The sequence below is a fragment of the Agathobaculum butyriciproducens genome, assembly GCA_003096535.1.
GTDB lineage: Bacteria > Bacillota > Clostridia > Oscillospirales > Butyricicoccaceae > Agathobaculum > Agathobaculum butyriciproducens.
In genome coordinates, this window is the sequence record QEKJ01000007.1 from 20321 (window position 1) to 39069 (window position 18749).

Consider the following 18749-nt stretch of genomic DNA (forward strand, 5'->3'; position numbering starts at 1 on the left):
AGAATTACTGGAAAAGAGGGTATGCGATATGACAGGAAAAAACATCAGAAAGCTTGTGCTGGCAGCACTGCTGGCGGCACTGACGGCAGTTGCTACGATGATCATCCGCATTCCGACACCGACACAGGGTTACATTCATCTCGGTGACGGCATGGTGCTGATCTGCGGCATTCTGCTCGGTCCCGGTCTGGGTGCACTGGCAGCCGGTATCGGCTCGATGATGGCAGATCTTATCGGCGGCTACATGGCATGGGTGCCCGGTACGTTTGCCATCAAGGCGCTGACCGCTCTGCTCGGCGGCTGGCTGTATCACCGCATGGCAGGCAAGGGCATGAATACGATTACCCGTGTGGTTCTGTGCGGCATTCCGGCAGAGATCATTATGGTTCTGGGCTACTTTGTGTATGAGGTCGGCATGGAAGTCGTGATGGGCAGCAGCATGGGCGCTGCGGCAGCCGCGGTTGTTCTCGGCGTGCCGATGAATATCGTGCAGGGCATTGCGGGCATTATCGTTGGTGCGGTGCTGCTTCCGGTGCTCAGTCACGCAAGCGCGGAGATGGGCGAGAAGATTCGCGCATGATAAATGGATAGGAAAAACGGTTCCGGAGACGGAACCGTTTTTTATGCGAATTTTGATTTGTTATCGTGTGATTCTCTGTGGAACGGCGGGGGGATCTTACCCCGCTGTTTCTACTTGAATTGCACCAATCGACGTCGATGATATAAATGGATTTGACAAACGGTTTCACACCATACGGTTACGCAATTATCCCCAACCTGTGGATAAGAAAAAGGACAGGAAATTTTCCTGTCCTTTTGGTCTATATGCGGTTACTCTTCCGAAGCAAATACGCCGTAAATCGCGCTTGCGAGCTTCTTGAAGATATTCACGATACGCGCGAGAACGCCTTCGTCGGCAGCATCCTGATCCGAGGTGACAGCATCATCGTCATCGTCGGTCGAAATCTCCTGCGTGCGCAGGATGAACTGCAGACTGCTCGGTGTCGGGTTCATACTGCTCGTGACAGACTGCAGGTCGGCCGAGGAGTCGATATTGAGGATGTTGGTATCGTCCTCAAGGTCGGTCTTAGCGTCGTCGATGGCATTATGAATATCATCGGTCGCGTTCTGCAGCTTATTCGAGCTGTTCGAGCGGGAAGCCTTATCAAGCACATCGAGCAGGCCGTCGAGCGTGGTCTGTGTGCTGGCATCCGCGTCGCTGCGAACCGAACGCAGTGTGCTGTTGACCGTGTCGAGCAGCTGGTAGGACGCGGTGAGCGTTTTGGTGGTGGTGCCGATCAGCTCGGTGCCCTTGTCGATGGAGGACGAGGTGATCGAGGTCAGCTGGTTGAGCGACTCGGTCAGTGCCGGAATCTCGGTCAGCTGCTGGTTGACGCGGCCGAGTGTGGTGTTGGCGAGTTCGGTCAGCTTTTTGCCCTCGGCAGTGAAGTCCTGACCGAGACCCTTGTAATCGTCGAGTACGTCGCAGATGTCGTCCAGATTGTCGAGAATGGAATCCGAGGTGTCGAGGAATCCGGAGAGGGAACTGCTGGTGCTCGAGAGATTGTCATTCAAATGCTTAAGTGCATCGGTAAGCTCCTTGCCTTTACCAGCGAAGGTGTTGAGTAATTCATATGCCATTTTGGTACTTCCGGACGGAACGACTCCAGCGTCCTCCATATTCTGTAAATGTGTTAGAGCCTTGGTACCGGCATTAGTTACTGCTTTAGTAATCGCATCAATTTTATCATTCAGGTTGCTCATATCATCCTGAATAGCTTTGAGGTTCTTTTTCAGCTTGCTGATATCACTCTGCAACTCACTGATATACAGCCACTCCGAACCGGTCTTATCATCCAGATCATCCATGAGATCCTCGAGATTATTCAGCGAGGTACGGATATTCTGCAGCAGCGTCTGGTATTCGGTGATATCCGCACCGGACTCCTCAAGCGTATTGAGAATGCTGTTCGTAGTCGCGTTCAGCTTAACGAGTGTGTCCTTGGTGTTGTTCAGCTCCGGAATCAGCGAATCGCTTTCGCCGGTCAGCTTTTCCAGAGCGGTCAGCGCGGCATCCGTCTTGGGATCAATGGTGCCGCGGTCCTTGATCAGCTGCTGGCGCACGGCGTTGATACCCGAAATACCGCTCGACATCGTACCCATGCCGTTCTGCATGGACTGCATGGTGTCGAGCATGTTGCTCATGCCGGAGTACAGGCTGTCGCCGGAATCGCTCAGGCGGTCCTTGACGTCCTTCAGGTCGGAGATGATATCCAGCGAGGACAGAGTAGCCGGCGTCATAAACATGAACATACCCATGTTCTCAAAGTTATTCGAGCCGATACGCACGGTGAACGTGCTTTCCTCGCCCGGCATACCCATGAATACGACCAGCTTGTAGGTGCCCACGGACTGAACCTGTGCACCCGGTGCATCAATGGAAAGCGCCTTGCTCATGTCGATACCGGTGCCGCAGACGAGCATCATATTGTTTTTGTAGTAGTCGCTTGCGTAGCTGTTCGGCACCGCGTGAATGGTGATCTCCACCAGACCGTTTGCGCCTGCACAGTCCTCCGCCTTGACCGAAACGCCGTTCAGCTTGTAGGAAACATCAAAATTCCACGGCATCTGGATATTGACCTTGTCGGTCGGGATGCACTCGTAGTAGAAGCGCTGCTTGCTGGTGTCGGACAGCTTCCAGTACACCGAATTGTCTTTGATGACCGGCTCGTCGTAGGTGCTCATGTTGTACACATCTGCGTAGCTGCCGAAATCGGTGAACTCGGTGTGGCCGTTCAGGCTGACACCCTTTACGATGCGCGTATTGGTCGGCGCACCGTAGTAATCCATGTTGATATATACCGATTCGTCGGTTTCTACCGTGGGCGCGGCGGCCTGTGCCGCCTGCGGCAGCGTGAACGCAAGAACAAGCGAGGCTGCGGTCAGTCGGCGCAGCTTATCTGTTTTCATGGTCGTTCTCCTCCGTATTATCGTTCTGGTTGTCATTCTGGCTGTCGTTCGGTTTATTCTTGTCGCTGCCGAGACGCTGGGCCAGCTGTTCAAGCTGCTCCTTACGCATCTCAATGCGATTATGGATACGCATACGCAGCTTTTTGCCGATCATGCGCTTGTGTGCGGATTCTTCGGTCTGCTGCTGTTTGGGCGGCTCCTGCGTCGGCGGCGTGTAGTTCTGCGGCAGCTTGAAGCCATCGCCGTTCATCAGGTTCTTGAGTTTGAGGCGCAGCTCCTTGTTGCGTGCCTTGCGGTTTTCGCGGATCTGGTTCTGCAGGTTGACGCGCTGCTGGTGCAGCTCGCTCAGAATCGGCAGCTTGATCTTGGTCGCGCGGATCTTGTTCATCTTGGCGTGCTTCTTTTCTGCGTAATCCGACTTGACGATCCAGCGGTCGAACAGCATCAGGCACATCGGCAGGAAGAACAGTACGAGAATGACCGAGATCAGCGCACCGCGGCCGATCAGCTGGCCCAGACCGGAAATCGCTTCGACCGAGGTCATGAAGTACAGACCGTAGGCAACCGTCATAACGATCAGGCCGGAGGTCATAACCGATTCGGCGCTGACCGATACCGCCCGTATTGCGGCTTCCTTTTTATCCCCTTGTGAGCGGGCATCCAGATAGTTGCCGGTCATCAATATTGAATAGTCAACCGTCGCGCCCAGCTGGATACAGCCGACGATGATAAAGCCGAGGTACATGGTTCGCTGACCGTAAATGTACGGCAGAGCGGTGTTGATGAAGATCGCGCATTCAATCGGGATCAGTACGACGATCGGCAGGATCAGTGCCTTGTAGGTGATCGCGATAACGAGTGCTACGCCCAGCAGGGAAACGATGTTGACGCGGTTGTAGTCCGGTACAATAATATCCTTAATATCCTGCGTGGACGGCGTTACGCCGACGAGATAGGTCGTTTCGTTCGGGTAATACTTGTCAATGATCGCGCGGATGTTGTCCGAGAATTTGAAGGCATCGTCACTTTCACCGGCGGAACGCACGTTGATGATCACGCGTGCCCAGTTTTTCGAGTGCATCAGGCTGGTGATGTTCTCCGGCAGGAAATCCTCGGGAATGCCTTCCGGCAGAACGGACGACAGGCTGAGTGCGTACTTGACGTAGGACAGGTCGTTGATCTCCTCGGTCATCTTTTTCTCGGTGATGTTGCTGTCGGGCGGGACAAGCGCGATCATCATGTTGCTCTTGCCGAACTTGGCATTCATCTGCTGCTCGGCCTCGTAAACCGGTGTACCGGGTGAGTTTGCAACGGCCTCGTTGCCGTAAGAGAAATTCGCCATACCCTGTGCAATATAGCACGGAATGATGATGATAAGAACCACAAGAAATACGATATGACGGATTTTATACGCAAATTCACCGATGCCGCGGCCCTGTTTGGGGATAAACGGACGGTGCTGCGTCTTGGCAATGATGTTCTGCGAACGCAGGATGAGCGCCGGCATGAGCAGCAGCACGGTCAGCAGGCTGAGCGCGATGCCCTTGGCCAATACGAAGCCCATATCCGGGCCGATGCCGAAGTTCATCAGTGCCATGGCGGCAAAGCCGACGATGGTCGTCATGCCGGAAGCACCGATGGATGAAAAGGCGGTTCGCCAGGCGTTCGCCATCGCCTGTTCGGGTTCTGCACCGGTTGCGCGCTCCTGCGTGAAGGCGTGCAGCAGGAAGATGGAGTAGTCCATCGAGCAGGCCAGCTGTAGCACCGCACCAACGGCGTTGGACAGGAACGAAATCTCGCCGAAGATGATGTTCGTGCCCATGTTGATGAGGATTGCAATGCCGAGCACGGACAGGAACAGCACCGGCTCAAACCACGAGGTGGTCGTGATTGTCAGAATGATGTAAATAATGACAACGGCCAGTGCCATAACACGGGCGACCTCTTTGTTAATGGTCGGGCCGAGGTTGGTATCCGATACAGCGGAGCCTGCTACCAAACCTCTGTCACCGACGATGTTTTCAATCTCATGCACCGCCTTGTGGGTCTGGTTGGACGAGTCCTTGTCGGTGAAGATAACATCCATGTAGGCGGTGTTATCCTTGTAGTAGTCGTCGATATTGTCGTAGTTGATGAATTCGCTCGAGCCGTAGATATTGGTGGCCATATCGCACCACATGACCATGTCCACACCGTCAACGTCCGCGATACGGTCCTTTATGTTTTTGGCTTCGTACAGCGTCACATCCTCGAGCATGACGCGTCCCATGCCGGGATAGGTAAATTCGTCCTCCATGATGTCCAGCGCCTGTGCGGACGGAGACGAATCCGGCAGGTATTTTGTTAAATCGTAGTTGATCCCAACCATCGGCACACAGATTAAACTGAAGATGATCAGTACGATATAGATCTTTTCAATCAGTTTTCGATTGTTAATGATCAGGTCAACAGGGCTATGTCCTTTAAGTTTCACAAAGAAAACACCATCTTTCTCAGAAATAGATATTGTGTAGGATTTCTTTTCGTGTTATAGTATAGTACATAAGGATAACGAACGCAATAATCAAATATGATAAGAGTGAATGATAACGCACAAAAATATTGTATATGTTCGTTAAAATGCGAATTACGGAAATGGAACGGAAAAAGCAATATGAATGGAGTGAAATACCATGGCAGAAGTGGAGGATAAGCGCATCCGACGAACGAAAAAGCTGCTGCGGCAGGCACTGACGCGGCTGATGCAGCAGAAGGACTTCCAGAGCATCACCGTGACCGACGTAGTGCGCGAAGCGGATATCAACCGCGGCACATTTTATGCGCATTATCGGGACGTGTATGACCTGCGCGATAAGATCGAGACAGGGATGATCGAGGATTTCCGCGGGATGATCGCAGCCATCCGTCCGAGTGAGACGGTAACGCTCAAGCTGGTGCTCAGCCGTCTGATGGATTATCTGGAGGAGAATCGTGAGATCGTCACCGCACTGATCAAGGTCAATGCACCGGATGGTTTCGGCAAAAAGATGATCGGCGTTATCGAGGAATGCCGCATGGAGCTGCTGCCGTACCGCAGTGTCGAGGATGCGTATGCTGCACGCTTTCTTGCGACTGGTGTCATCGGCATGACCGAAAAGTGGATCACTGAGTCGCAGCCTATCCCGAAGACCGAGATGGTCAGCCTGATCACTAAGCTGCTGACACCGCTGACACCGCTGGTGCCGCAGTCGGAGGCAGCGCAGAACTGAGTAAATCAGTAGGAATTTAACGGCACGAAAGGGAGTACCCGCAGGCGGGTACTCCCTCAGTCTGTCGATAAAGTCAATCTATCGTTTTTACTTTTCGTGCGGCAGCACGCATAAAATAGAATTTGCACAGCAAATTCATAATTCCCGGGGGCGTGTACCTCGGGAATTATACAAGGGACGAAAAATTGTGCCCGCAGGGCGCGGCTTTTCGTCAAGATTCGATTGAAAGCGTGGTTTCAATCGAGAGGCTGCTCGAAAAACGGAGTTTTTCGACAGCCTCAGGGAGTACCCGCAGGCGGGTACTCCCTTTCACTGTATTATCGTTTACGCAGGACAAATTCAGCCAGCCGTTCGGTGGCATCCGGATGGGCGATCTCGCTCATGGTTCTCCGCACGGTCTCCAGCCGCACCGGATTGCAGAACAGCTCGTACACCGCCTCGTCGATCGGGAAGTGCTTGGTAATGAGCGCCGCCATGCCGTTGTTGACCAGAAAATCAACATTGCGCTCCTCGTGCCCGGGGATCGGATCGAACAGCAGCATCGGCAGGTTTTTCGCCAAAGCCTCGGACACGGTAAGACCGCCCGGCTTGGATACAATGCAGTCGGACGCGCTCATCATCACCTCTACGTTGTGTACAAAGCCGTAGGGATAGATCCTGCAGCTGCCCTGATAGTGTGAGGCAAACTGCTCTACATGGTAGAGCATCTTTTTGTTGTTGCCGCATACCACAAGAAACTGGAACGGCGTACCGATCTGCGACAGGCTTTCGATGTTCTTCACATGGTCGGCGTGGCCCATGCTGCCGCCCATCAGCAGGATGGTTTTCCTATTCGGGTCAATGCCGAGCTGTGCCGCCGCGTCCTCGCGGGACAGCTTTTCGTTGAATTTCGGGTGCACCGGAATGCCGAACGGCAGGATGCGGTCCTCCGGAATGCCGCGCTGCACACAGCGGTAGGTGAGCAGTTCACTCGCAGTGACGATGTACTGCACGCGCGGCACATCCTCCCAGTACGGGTGGAGCGTATAGTCGGTAACAATGCCGATGGTCTCAATATCGGCGAGTTTTTTGCGTTTTTTCAATTCATCGACCATCTGCGCCGCAAAAACGTGCGTACAGATGATAACATCGGGCACATGGTTCGCAATGACCTTGGCAAACTTGGACGCACCGAGTGCGTTGATGATATTGATAATGCTCGGCGCAGAGTTAAAATAGCTTGCGCCGTTGTTCTCGGCCAGTTGGTAGACCAGACGGTACAGCGTCTGCATGTGTTTGGAGGAGAACAGATAGCCCTTGTCGATGGTGGTTTTGATCAGGTTGCTGATATAGGCGTAAACATCCAGTGTGTGAACTTCCGCGCCCTTGGATTCCAGCATATCGCCGATGGCCTTTGCGGTGGCATGGTGGCCAAATCCGGCGGTGACGGATAAAATCAGTACTCTCATACAATGCCTCTCCTTATATTGCGGCGTTTGTGCTGACCAGACCGGACAGCACGCCTAAGGATATTTTATCGTAAACATGTGAAAAAATCAAACTACACTTTAGTTAAATGTATGCGGATAAGCGATATGCAGCGGTATTTCCGGTATCATATATTCCTTTTTTTCAGGTCCGGCAGGAGTTTTTCTCGGTTAGCTATTTTATTCCGGGCGATTTTGTACTATAATAAATCTGATAAACAAAAATACAGGAGGCTTAGGGAAATGGCTCTGTCTATTAAGCCCTACATTGAAAATAAGGAACGCATCCACCTGATCGGCATCGGCGGCGTATCCATGAATTCGCTTGGCGAGCTGCTGCTCAGCCGCGGTGTGCCGATTTCCGGCTCCGACCGTCTGCGTACGGATGTTACCGCACGGTTGGAGGCTCTGGGTGCAAAGATTACCTACGAGCACAAGCCGGAGAACGTCGAGGGTGCGTCGCTCATCGTGCGCACCGCTGCTGTGCATGACGAAAATCCGGAGATTGTCCGCGCCCATGAGCTGGGCATTCCGGTCATGGAGCGTGCCGAGGCATGGGGACACCTCATGCGCGATTATGACAACGTGGTCTGTCTGGCAGGCACGCACGGCAAGACAACTTCCACCTCGATGATGACGCTCATGACCATGGAAGCGCAGATGGACCCGACCGTTATGGTCGGCAGCAACCTGCCTGCCATCGGCGGTACGCTCCGTATCGGCGGCAAGGGCTGTTTTGTGGCTGAAAGCTGCGAATACTGCAATTCGTTCCTGCGCTTTGCACCGACCGTTGCGGTTATCCTCAATGTGGAGGAGGATCATCTCGACTTCTTCAAGGATATCAACGATATCATCCACTCGTTCCATGAGTTTGCCGAGCTGACCCCGATGAACGGTCTTGTTGTCGTCAACGGCGATGACCCGCATGCAATGCGCAGTGTGGCAGGCATCAACCGCAAGGTCCGTACCTTCGGCACGAGCGCAACCTCGGACGTTTACCCGACCGACGTGCGCGATGAGAACGGCTACTACCGCTTTACCGTTATGATAGAGGGGAAGAAATACGCTAAGGTGGCGCTGTCCGTTCCGGGTCGTCATAACATGCTGAACGCTCTGGCGTGCTGCGCCGCTGCCGAGTTTCTCGGTGTGCCGGGTGACGCTGCCGAGCGCGGTCTGAACAAGTTCACCGGTTCGTCCCGCCGTTTCCAGCTGGTCGGCAAAATGCCGAACGGCGCAACCGTCGTAGACGATTACGCACATCATCCGAGCGAGATGAAGGCCACGCTGAACACCGCAAAGGAAATGCACTTCGACCGTATTCTGTGCGCGTTCCAGCCGCACACATATACCCGCACCAAGGCGCTGTTCCACGAGTTCGTGGAGGCGCTCAAGATGTGCGATCAGGCGGTTCTTGCTCCGATCTATGCCGCCCGCGAGAAGAATACCATCGGCATTTATTCCTCGGATATCGCCAGAGAGGTGCCGGGCGCGGTATCGTTCGACAGCTTTGACGAGATTGCGGATTATCTCCGTAAGGAGGCAGGCCCGAATGATCTGGTGCTTACTATGGGCGCCGGTAATATCAATGAAGTCGGACCGATGCTGATTAAGAATAAGTAAACAGATAACGAGAAAACCCGCTTTCGAGCGGGTTTTCTTTTGCTAAATTGAGAATTGAAAATGGAAAATGGAGAATTGACATGGCGGTTATACAATGCGCAGATGGGCTACAAACGGTGCGCCGAGGTCGCACCCCAGGGCACTTTCTCTTGCCCTTCGGGCAATTCACCTTGCCGCACCCTGCGGTAAAGATTATTGATAATCGTAATCCGTAGGAACTGTCTATAACAACGCGTAAAAGAGTTGCGCGACACAGATGTGTCGCGCCTGCGGAGAGTAACCGATATGTGTAGCAGTAAGCTGTCTATGAACTGCGAATATTTCACGAAACAAACGTAAGAGTAACCCGACTGTCGTTCTCCTTTTCGGAGCGGTTGCCGGTCTCTGGTCTGCGTCAGGCTAAGAAATAAAGGAAACGGGATTCACAAGGGTGGAAACCTTGGTGTCCATCCTTGTGCCCACCGCCGTGGGTGCGGCGACGTTCCCGCCGCCTGCAGGCAGCAATTCCAACCCGATTTACAGAATGAAAAAAATTTTGAATCCCACTTGACAAAAACGCATAAATGGTTCATACTACAAATATAGAGAATTGTACAATTTGTATAATTCCGGTTGGTAAGGAGGGTGCGTTATGAATAACAACTTGATTATTACTATTGGTCGTGAATATGGTACCGGTGGTCGTGAGATCGGTCAGAAACTGGCGCTCCGTCTGGGCGTTCCGTTCTATGACCGGGAACTGATTACCCGTGCGGCTAAAAAGACCGGATTTGACGAAAAGCTGTTCGAGCAGCTCGACAAGCGTGCCACCAACAGCTTCCTGTACTCGCTGACGATGTTCGGTTCGGTTGGTCTGAACGGCATGAGCCTGACCGATCAGCTGTATCTGGCTCAGTCCAATATCATCCGCGAGATGGCAGAGGATTCCTCGTGTGTTATTGTCGGCCGCTGTGCAGACCATGTACTGCGTGACTTCCCGAATAAGTTCGATTTCTTCATCCATGGCTCGATTGAGGACCGTGTAAAGCGCGTTCAGACCTGCGGTGATTACGTCATCGAGGGTAAGACGCCCGAGGCTGCTCTCGAAAAGATGGATAAGCAGCGTTCTACCTATTACAATTACTATACCGGCAAGGTATGGGGCAAGTGCGACCATTACGACCTCTGCATTAACGCAGGCCGTCTGGGTGTTGAATATTCCACCGATATTATTCTGGAGTACATCAATCGCTTGAAGAAGTAACTGCTATATAGGGAAAAGAGAAAAGAGAGAGTGCGGAAAGGTCGTCCCTTGCGGACGGCCTTTCGCATTTTTGCAGATAAGAGGATAGGAGAAAGACGATGAAAATACGAAAGATTATTGTTGCGTTAGCTGCAGTTCTCGTACCATTTCTGGTGTTTCGTGTGGGATCGGGATTGACCGAGCAGCAGAATGTCACACTGCGCGATTACACGGTTTCCGAGAATGAGAAAACGCTGACACTCCATGCAGCTGTCTTTCCGCCGATTGAGGATATCCGGGATTATAAGGACGAGCCGAAGAACGGCGAACATTATCTCACGTTTTACAACGCATTCGGCAGTGCAAACACGATGAGTGCGGGATACACCGTTGTCCTGCCGATTGAGGATACGGATAAGGCGGTTTATTTTAATGATGCCGACGGCTTCCATCTGGTTCTGCAGAAGAATGAACTGACCGGTGAGTGGGTACGACCGTAAATTTCCGCAGAACAGGGAACCAAACCGCCCCGATTTCGTCTAACCGAACAAAGGAGGAATCGCTATGAAAAAATTGCTTGCAGGAACACTCACAGCGGCGTTTGCACTCGGATTGACTGCCTGCGGACAGCAGGAGGAGTGCTCTGCCAAACCCGTCATCTACCTCTATCCAGAGCAGGAAACGACGGTTTCCGTATCGCTGGATTACGCGGGCACGCTCACCGCGACCTATCCGGCGTATGAGGACGGCTGGCGCGTCACCGCCGAACCGGACGGCACGCTGTACGATGAGAACGGCGACGAATACTCCTACCTGTTCTGGGAGGGCGAGAACAACACCGACTACGACTTCTCCACAGGCTTTTGCGTCGCCGGAGCGGACACGGCGGATTTTCTCCGCGAAAAACTGGCCGAGATCGGCCTGACACCGCGCGAGTACAACGAGTTCATCGTGTACTGGCTGCCGAAAATGCAGGATAACCCGTACAACCTTATTTCGTTCCAGTCCGAGGCGTACACAGATGCCGCCAAGCTGGATATCGACCCGACACCGGACAGCGTTCTCCGCGTATTCATGGCGTGGAAACCGCTGGGCAGGCCGCAGACCATTGAGCCGCAGACATTCGCATCGTTTGAGCGCAACGGCTTCGCTGTCGTTGAATGGGGCGGCTGCGAGGTGAAGTAAGGAGGGAACGGCATGAAACGATTGTTTGCGGGAACGCTCACAGCCATGCTGGCACTGAGCTTGACTGCCTGCGGTCAACAGGAACAGGGCGATGCCAAACCCGTTATCTACCTCTATCCTGAGCAGGAAACGACGGTTTCCGTGTCGCTGGACTACGCGGGCACGCTCACCGCGACGTATCCGGCCTACGAGAACGGCTGGACTGTCACCGCCGAGCCGGACGGCACGCTGTACGATGAGAACGGCGACGAATACTCCTACCTGTTCTGGGAGGGCGAGAATAACACCGACTACGACTTCTCCAAGGGCTTCTGCGTCGCTGGAGCGGACACGGCGGATTTTCTCCGCGAAAAACTGGCCGAGATCGGCTTGACCCCGCGCGAGTACAATGAATTCATCGTGTACTGGCTGCCGAAAATGCAGGATAACCCGTATAACCTCATTTCGTTCCAGTCCGAGGCGTACACAGATGCCGCCAAGCTGGACATTGACCCGACACCGGACAGCGTTCTCCGCGTATTCATGGCGTGGAAGCCGCTGCACAGGGCGCAGACCATTGAGCCACAGACATTCGCATCGTTTGAGCGCAACGGCTTCACTGTCGTTGAATGGGGCGGCTGCGAGGTGAAGTAAGCACAAAAAAACCGCCGAAATTTCGGCGGTTTTTCTTTTAAGGGATTTAATCCTGCGAGGTACGCAGCTGCGGCATTGAAGTGCACAGCGGCTTCCAAACCAGGATGGAAATAGAGTAGTCCAGCATGGAGTGAATGACCGTGCCGAGACCAACCAGCAGAACAACGCTTGCAACAAAGCCGTTTGCGAGCTGCTCAGCAGTGAACAGCGCACCGGATATAAAGAACGGCGTAACGATGATCATCTCGGCGGCAGCGTGCAGCAGTGCAATAATGAAGTTGAATACGATGCTTGCAACCGGACGGTTGATGATATCCGGATTGCGCTTGAGATAGGCTGCACCGATGAACGCGAACACGATATGGGACGCCGCACGCAGTGCAATGATTGCCGGCGTGGTAAGAAAGAAGCCAATGGTTGTGCCGATGCAGACCGCTACGGCAACCGCCGGAGAGATGAACATGCCGAGGAATACGGCAACGTGGCTTGCCAGCGTGAAGGACATCGGGCCAAGTACGATACGCGGCATAAACATCGGGACAACAATGCCAATGGCACAAAGAATACCGGCCAGCACCATGTGGTACAGCTTGTTTTTCGTCATAGTCATAAGTGATACAATTCCTTTCCGATCCCTTTATTTGTGAACAGATAGAAGTATACAACATGAAACAACACCTGTCAAGACACCTTGTTCATAAAAAGTTTGGTTGCCTGCAAAAACAGGTTGTGATATAGTAAGGGCAGACAAGCAGCAAGGTCAGAAAGGAAGACAGGCATGATCTCGATTGACCGATTTGAAGAAATTTTATCCGATCTTGCGGAGGAGATTCCGCAGTCGTTTTACGAGGAGCTGAACGGCGGTATCGTCGTGGAACCCGGCTATCTTCTGCACCCGGAGGACCGCAACGGAACGCTGTATGTGATGGGGCAGTACCGCATTGATCCGGCGATGGGCAAGTATATTATAATGTACTACGGCTCGTTCAAGCGGGCGTACCGCCATTTGAATGAGGACGAGCTGACCGAAGAAATGCGAAAAGTCCTGCGGCATGAATTCCGCCACCACGTTGAAGGACGAGCCGGTGTGCGTGATCTGGAGGTATGGGACGCGGAGCAGATCGCCATGTATAAGGAACAGCAGGCGGAAAATGAGTAAAAGAAAACCACCCGAACGAAACCTGTCGTTCGGGTGGTTGCGGCTGTCGCGAAACTACAGTTTCGCCGACAAGCAGGAACGGACCGCAGGCCGTTCCAAAGTCGTCCGAAAGTTCCTCCAGAAGTGTAAAAAGCCAGATACATGCTCCGGCTTTTTACGAATTTGCACAGCAAATTCTATTTCATGCGCGCTGCCGCGCGGCAGCGTCAGCATCGCGAAAACGGACTTTATTGATAGACTGAACCACCCGAACGAAATCTATCGTTCGGGTGATTTTTTAGTTATCCTCGAGCAGCAGAAAGCCTTTGTCCTTGAGCCCCTGAATTACGCGTTCGAGCGTTTTCTCATCCGTAGCGCGGATGGTGTGCAGGTGGATGCCGCCGGTCAGGTTGGACAGCGGCCGGGAGCCGGACTGCTGAATCTTCTCGTTAAACGCGTCGGCGTCATACCGCGAGAAAATGTGCAGCGGTGCACAGATCTGACCGTATACAGCGTGCTCGACCGTCACATCAATCACGGCTCCGCCGAGATCGACGACCGTGTATAGCTCCTCAAGCATGCGGCTGTTGTCGTGATGGCTGACAATGTGTCGCTCCGCACAGGCCGGCGCCGAGGTGTTCTCCAGAATATATCCGCGCGGCGTAGCGAGCACGGCCAATCCGCCTGCACGCAGCAGCGCAACATCGCCTACAATAATCTGGCGGCTGACACCGCATTGCGCGGCCAGCGCGGTCGCCGATAACGGCCCGTTCGCCTGTGCAAGCAGGTGGGTGATTTTAGTGCGTCGTTCCGCAGCGTTCATGGTTAGTCACTCCTTACATCCTTATATGATAGCAAAAGTTGACGGAGTATGCAAGTGTCAAGATGGGAGAGATTATGCAAGGCAGGAGTGAGGAGGTAAGAGTTGAAGGATAGGTGTAATTCACAGGTGCCGTCCGCAGCCCCAGACGAACGAGTTGCGCGGTGCGAGCATCCCCCGGAGGACCCTCTCTTGCCCTTCGGGCAATTCACCTTGTGCCGCGCCTGCGGAGAGTAGCCGATATGTGTAGCAGTAAGGTATCTGTGAACTGCGAATATTTTACGAAACAAACGCAAGAGTAACCCGACTGCCGTTCCCCTTTTCGAAGCGGTCGCCGGTCTCTGGTATGCGCCAGACTAACAAACAAAAGGAAACTGGAGTCCCAAGAGGATAGAAACCTTGGTGTCTATCCTTTTGGAACCCCAGCTAAGGGTTAGCACCTATTCCTAATTCGTTAGGCAAACAGCGCAAATAAAAATTATCTGCGCTGCACAATCTCATGCGGTCTCCCGCCCTCATACAGCTGCTGACGAATCGCGGCAAACATCCGCTCTGCCATATCTAGATACCGGCGGACCTCCAGCTCATCAATCTCAAACGGCAGGTCGGTTGGATACCGCGTCTCAATATATAAATCGTTGAGCGCCGCACTCTCGTCCAGATATTCGGAGAACGCCCTTGAGTCCAGCTGGATCGCCTGACGGCACAGGTACGTCAGGTTGTGTCCGTCAAAATGCCGTCCGGTGCGGAACAGCAGATAGCCTTTCAGTGCCTTTTCAATCGCCTGCTGGCAGTGGAACGCGATGTTGTAATGATCGCCGCCGTAGGTCAGCAGCAGACGTGCGGCCTGCAGGTCGCACAGCGCCTTGTCCAGCCATTTGTAGTAAAAACAACTGTCGGATGCACCTTTACGCCGTCTGGTCATAAATCACCTTGCCTTTCCGGGCGATCCATGCGGCATACGAGGTACTGTCCGTGCAAAGCTCCGCCCATTCCTCGGTGGTGTAAACGCTCAGACTGACGGGTACGGAAACCGTAATCGCCAGGTGCAGGTGTGTGCGCAGTGTGCGGCAGTTGGCGCTCTCCGGCACGATAACGCAAAGGCTGAACGCCTTGAGCTTGTCGGTTGCCATCGTACGCTTTTCTGCATACAGGATGATTTTGACCGGCTGGCACGCGCCCAAAATGTCGCATACAGCCTGCTCGATCGCTTGCGTCATACCAATCCCTCCTTCGGGTCGGGCAGCGGCGAAAGCGTGGCAAGCGCCTCGAAGCGGGTTCTGCCATCGGCTTCACCGCGAATGTAACGTGCGCTGTCCGCCGTGCCGGTCAGCAGCGAAAGCGATTCGCCGCAGGCGGTTTCGGCGGTGTAGTTGACCTGCAGCTCGGAGACAAAACCCGGCTGCTTGTACAGGTCGAGCGCGTCCGAGATCAGCTCGACCGCACGCACGTTGTTGACATGATTGTTGACATCAAGATCTGAATAACGAACCTCGTGAACATGATGCAGGCGCACGTTGTCACACGACAGCTTGGGCAGCGGCGCAAACAGCTCTCCGCGGGAGGTGTGCAGGTACTGCTCGGCTTCGGGAAATGCGCTCGGACGCACAATGCGGTGAGTCTCCGGGTCGAGCGTTACCCACATAGACTGTGCGTCGCCAACCGGCTTGTTATCCACAAAGAACGAGAAACTGCGGTACCAGCTTGCACCCTTGATGCCCGGACACCACGTTTCGCACCGCAGCCGCTCATACGGCAGCAGCGGACGCGTCAGCCGCGCTTTCATGCGCGAGAGCACCCACACGATCCGCAGATCGAGCGGACCGATGTGCAGCGCTTCTGCGTGGACGGTCGCTGCGTCCTGCATGATATTCCACAGGAAGGACGGCTTGGCAATGCCGCGGTTGTCAATGTGGCTGTAATTCACCTCATATTCACGGGTGAGTAGATCGACCATGGGAATGCACCTCCGAAAAAATGTGCGGTCAGCGGAACAGGGAAACGATAAAGCGGGAAAGCATATCCAGCAGGGTAGCCTGCCGCTGTGCTTCCTCCTGGGTGATGGTGCCGGAATTGTCGGCATCCGGCTTGGTGACCGGCTTATCCTCCGCGTAGTGCGCGGTCAGGAAGGCCGGACAGCCGTCGATGGACTCAAGAGAGGCATAGCTGAAAAATACCTCGCCCTGAATATCAATGCTGTTATCGAGCAGAGTAAGCTGACGCTCGATTTCATCCGTGCCGTACCAGGTATCACCGGGCTGCGCTTCCGCCGAACGGTATGCGCCGATGCCGATGTACAGCGCTACATCGCTGGTGGAAACCGCCTTCTGCCACCACTTGACGAGCGTCTGGAAGTCAGCAGGCTCAAAGCCGATCGACCAGTACAGCTGCGGACAGATATAGTCTACTGTGCCGGCGTTGATCCACTGCAGGGAATCGCAGTACAGCTCGCTGTATGAGGACTGCCCCTGCGTGTTGCTGCCCTTGGAGTTTGCGCTCTTGTTTTCCCAGATACCGGCTGGACTGACACCGAACGAGAGGTTCTTATCCAGCGTATGCAGTGTCTCATCCAGAGCAGCGATGAGTGTGTTGACGTTGTCGCGTCTCCAGTCACCGATCCTGCTGAAATCCTGACCGTAGCGCTTGTAAGTCGCCTCATCGGCAAAATCCGTACCCGGATAGAAATAATCATCCAGATGAATGCCGTCTACGTCGTAATTCTTGACGATCTCAGCCGCACCGTCTACGACAAGCTGCTGCACCGCCGGAATACCGGGATCGAAGTAGTAGTTATCGTTGTACTTGATTACCCACTCCGGGTGCTGCTTGGCCGGACTGGAATCCGGAATTGCGTTCCATTCGTCCTCGCCGTCAATCGTAATGCGGTATGGGTTGATCCACGCGTGCAGCTGCAGACCGCGCTCGTGCGCTGCGGTTACCCAGTAGCCGAGGACGTCAAAGCTGCCGTTCGGTGCCTGACCGGCCGTGCCGCTGACATAGCGGCTCCACGGGAACAGCTCGGACGGATACAGCGCATCTGCGGAAGGCCGCACCTGCAGGAAGACCGTGTTCAGGCCCATTGCGGCAATATTGTCCAGCTCAGTATCGGCCTCGGCCTTGAGCTGGTCGGCAGTCATGCCCTGCTCGGAGGGAAAATCAATATTATGTACGGACGCGACCCAGACACCGCGCATATCGTCCTTTGCGGGCTGAGCGGCGTAAGCGCCCGGTACCATCAGCATGGTCAGCGCCAGCACGATGGATAGAATGCGTTTTTTCAGCATGAAGAATCTCCTTTTATCCGGAAGCTGCTTTCATAACCATTGCATACCCTGCTTGCGAAAGCAGCTTCGCCAATTTGTTACCCTATATTATACCACAACCGATCGGGAAATTTAAGTACATAATGTGAATTCTGGCAGACAGGTGCGTTGACAGAAAAGGCTTTTCATTGTATGCTGAAATACAGACAGGGCGTAAAATTTCCGCAAAGCGCCGCGGCAGCGCGATCGGAGCCTGCGCAAGAAGCCGCAGCTTTAATTGTGCGGTGTTGCCATAGAGTAAGAAGGAGAGCAAATCCATGCAGAAAAAGGTTTTAGCGCTGCACGATCTGTCGGGTTTCGGACGTTCGTCGCTTGTGCCGATCATTGCAGCGATTTCGGCGGCAGGACACCAGTGCGTGCCGCTGCCGACCGCATATTTTTCCACGCACATGGCCATTCCCGGCTGGGAAACGGTCGATCTGACCGGCGTTATGCCGCGTGTTATCGACCAGTACGACCGGTTAGGGTTACGGTTTGAGTCGGTGTACGCGGGCTTTCTCGGCTCAGCGGATCAGATCGACTGTGTGCGGGATGCTGTGCTGCGGCTGAAATCCGAAAACGGCACGGCGTTCATCGACCCGGTGATGGGCGATAACGGTGAGGTCTACGCCACCTATACCCCTGAAATGTGCACGCGTATGCGCGAGTTGTGCGAAATTGCGGATATCATCACGCCGAATACGACCGAAGCGGCGATCCTGCTCGACCGCGATCCGGCCTCCGCACCGCAGAACGAAACGGAAGCGCAGGAGTGGCTGCATGCACTTCACAGCCGCTACGGCGCACAGGTTGTGCTGACCGGCCTGGATTACGAGCCTGGGAAGGTCGGTTCCGGCTGTCTGTCTGAGGATGGCGGCACCATCAGTCTGCACGAGAGGATCGCGCAGTATTATCCCGGCACCGGAGACCTGTTTGCGGCGGTCGTGCTCGGCGCACTGCTGAACGGCAGGGCGCTTGCCGATGCCTGTGCGCTCGCCGGCGAGTTCGTCAAGGACTGCATCGCCTACACCGCCGCGCAGCATACCGACCCTATGCATGGTGTGCAATTTGAGAAGCTGCTGCCGCGCCTTTTTTCTTGCCACGAGAACCGGACTGAGGTATAATATAGATAGATTCTCAGATAT

At 54.1% G+C, this 18749-nt stretch carries 18 protein-coding genes; 9 read left to right on the forward strand and 9 right to left on the reverse strand.

The window, feature by feature from the left end:
- Window positions 1-28 precede the first annotated feature (28 nt).
- On the forward strand, window positions 29-580 hold the full coding sequence (locus tag C7386_RS07090; RefSeq protein WP_110436095.1) for an ECF transporter S component: 552 nt from the start codon (window positions 29-31) through the stop codon (window positions 578-580).
- Between the two features lie 251 nt (window positions 581-831).
- On the opposite strand, the gene C7386_RS07095 is transcribed toward C7386_RS07090, so the two are convergent.
- Window positions 832-2970, reverse strand: a complete 2139-nt coding sequence (locus tag C7386_RS07095; protein ID WP_116705150.1) for a hypothetical protein — start codon at window positions 2968-2970, stop codon at window positions 832-834.
- Window positions 2957-5443 (reverse strand): efflux RND transporter permease subunit, encoded by a 2487-nt coding sequence (locus tag C7386_RS07100; RefSeq protein WP_318261253.1) that lies wholly within the window; start codon window positions 5441-5443, stop codon window positions 2957-2959. Before C7386_RS07100 ends, C7386_RS07095 begins: the two co-directional genes overlap by 14 nt.
- A gap of 199 nt (window positions 5444-5642) precedes the next feature.
- Here C7386_RS07100 and C7386_RS07105 point away from each other — a divergent pair, with 199 nt between their 5' ends.
- On the forward strand, window positions 5643-6218 hold the full coding sequence (locus tag C7386_RS07105; RefSeq protein WP_116705151.1) for a TetR/AcrR family transcriptional regulator: 576 nt from the start codon (window positions 5643-5645) through the stop codon (window positions 6216-6218).
- Window positions 6219-6535: 317 nt separating this feature from the next.
- Here the strand turns inward: C7386_RS07105 and C7386_RS07110 are convergent, their stop codons facing one another.
- Window positions 6536-7666 (reverse strand): MGDG synthase family glycosyltransferase, encoded by a 1131-nt coding sequence (locus C7386_RS07110; RefSeq protein WP_116705152.1) that lies wholly within the window; start codon window positions 7664-7666, stop codon window positions 6536-6538.
- 261 nt (window positions 7667-7927) lie between these two features.
- On the opposite strand from C7386_RS07110, the gene murC reads away from it, so the two are divergent.
- The 5 genes from murC to C7386_RS07135 all read left to right on the forward strand — a co-directional run bounded on the left by murC (window position 7928) and on the right by C7386_RS07135 (window position 12344).
- Window positions 7928-9304, forward strand: coding sequence for a UDP-N-acetylmuramate--L-alanine ligase (murC, locus tag C7386_RS07115; RefSeq protein WP_116705153.1), 1377 nt, complete (start codon window positions 7928-7930; stop codon window positions 9302-9304).
- A gap of 631 nt (window positions 9305-9935) precedes the next feature.
- A complete protein-coding gene (locus C7386_RS07120; RefSeq protein ID WP_110436100.1) occupies window positions 9936-10547 on the forward strand; it encodes a cytidylate kinase-like family protein in 612 nt (203 codons plus the stop codon).
- Window positions 10548-10645: 98 nt separating this feature from the next.
- On the forward strand, window positions 10646-11026 hold the full coding sequence (locus C7386_RS07125) for a hypothetical protein (RefSeq protein WP_110436101.1): 381 nt from the start codon (window positions 10646-10648) through the stop codon (window positions 11024-11026).
- A gap of 64 nt (window positions 11027-11090) precedes the next feature.
- Window positions 11091-11711, forward strand: coding sequence for a hypothetical protein (locus C7386_RS13710; protein ID WP_252197099.1), 621 nt, complete (start codon window positions 11091-11093; stop codon window positions 11709-11711).
- 12 nt (window positions 11712-11723) lie between these two features.
- Window positions 11724-12344 (forward strand): LptM family lipoprotein, encoded by a 621-nt coding sequence (locus C7386_RS07135; RefSeq protein WP_207655857.1) that lies wholly within the window; start codon window positions 11724-11726, stop codon window positions 12342-12344.
- Window positions 12345-12390: 46 nt separating this feature from the next.
- Here C7386_RS07135 and C7386_RS13445 read toward each other — a convergent pair whose 3' ends face one another.
- Entirely contained in the window at window positions 12391-12954 is a 564-nt protein-coding gene (locus tag C7386_RS13445; RefSeq protein ID WP_165815495.1) for a hypothetical protein, read from the reverse strand.
- Between the two features lie 168 nt (window positions 12955-13122).
- Between C7386_RS13445 and C7386_RS07150 the strand changes: the two genes are divergently transcribed.
- On the forward strand, window positions 13123-13503 hold the full coding sequence (locus C7386_RS07150) for a metallopeptidase family protein (protein WP_110436104.1): 381 nt from the start codon (window positions 13123-13125) through the stop codon (window positions 13501-13503).
- Window positions 13504-13780: 277 nt separating this feature from the next.
- On the opposite strand, the gene C7386_RS07155 is transcribed toward C7386_RS07150, so the two are convergent.
- From C7386_RS07155 to C7386_RS07175, 5 genes are all read right to left on the reverse strand, one after another.
- A complete protein-coding gene (locus C7386_RS07155; RefSeq protein WP_110436105.1) occupies window positions 13781-14305 on the reverse strand; it encodes a transcription repressor NadR in 525 nt (174 codons plus the stop codon).
- A 475-nt stretch (window positions 14306-14780) separates the two neighbouring features.
- Entirely contained in the window at window positions 14781-15227 is a 447-nt protein-coding gene (locus C7386_RS07160; protein WP_110436106.1) for a HEPN domain-containing protein, read from the reverse strand.
- Entirely contained in the window at window positions 15211-15522 is a 312-nt protein-coding gene (locus C7386_RS07165) for a hypothetical protein (RefSeq protein WP_110436107.1), read from the reverse strand. The genes C7386_RS07160 and C7386_RS07165 overlap by 17 nt, the downstream gene beginning before the upstream one ends.
- Complete coding sequence (locus C7386_RS07170) at window positions 15519-16259, reverse strand: acyl-[acyl-carrier-protein] thioesterase (protein WP_118729123.1); 741 nt, start codon at window positions 16257-16259, stop codon at window positions 15519-15521. The genes C7386_RS07165 and C7386_RS07170 overlap by 4 nt, the downstream gene beginning before the upstream one ends.
- Window positions 16260-16287: 28 nt before the next feature.
- Window positions 16288-17586, reverse strand: coding sequence for a glycoside hydrolase family 10-like protein (locus C7386_RS07175; protein ID WP_110436109.1), 1299 nt, complete (start codon window positions 17584-17586; stop codon window positions 16288-16290).
- Window positions 17587-17882: 296 nt separating this feature from the next.
- Between C7386_RS07175 and C7386_RS07180 the strand changes: the two genes are divergently transcribed.
- Window positions 17883-18728, forward strand: coding sequence for a PfkB family carbohydrate kinase (locus C7386_RS07180; RefSeq protein WP_116705154.1), 846 nt, complete (start codon window positions 17883-17885; stop codon window positions 18726-18728).
- The last annotated feature ends 21 nt before the right edge of the window (window positions 18729-18749 follow it).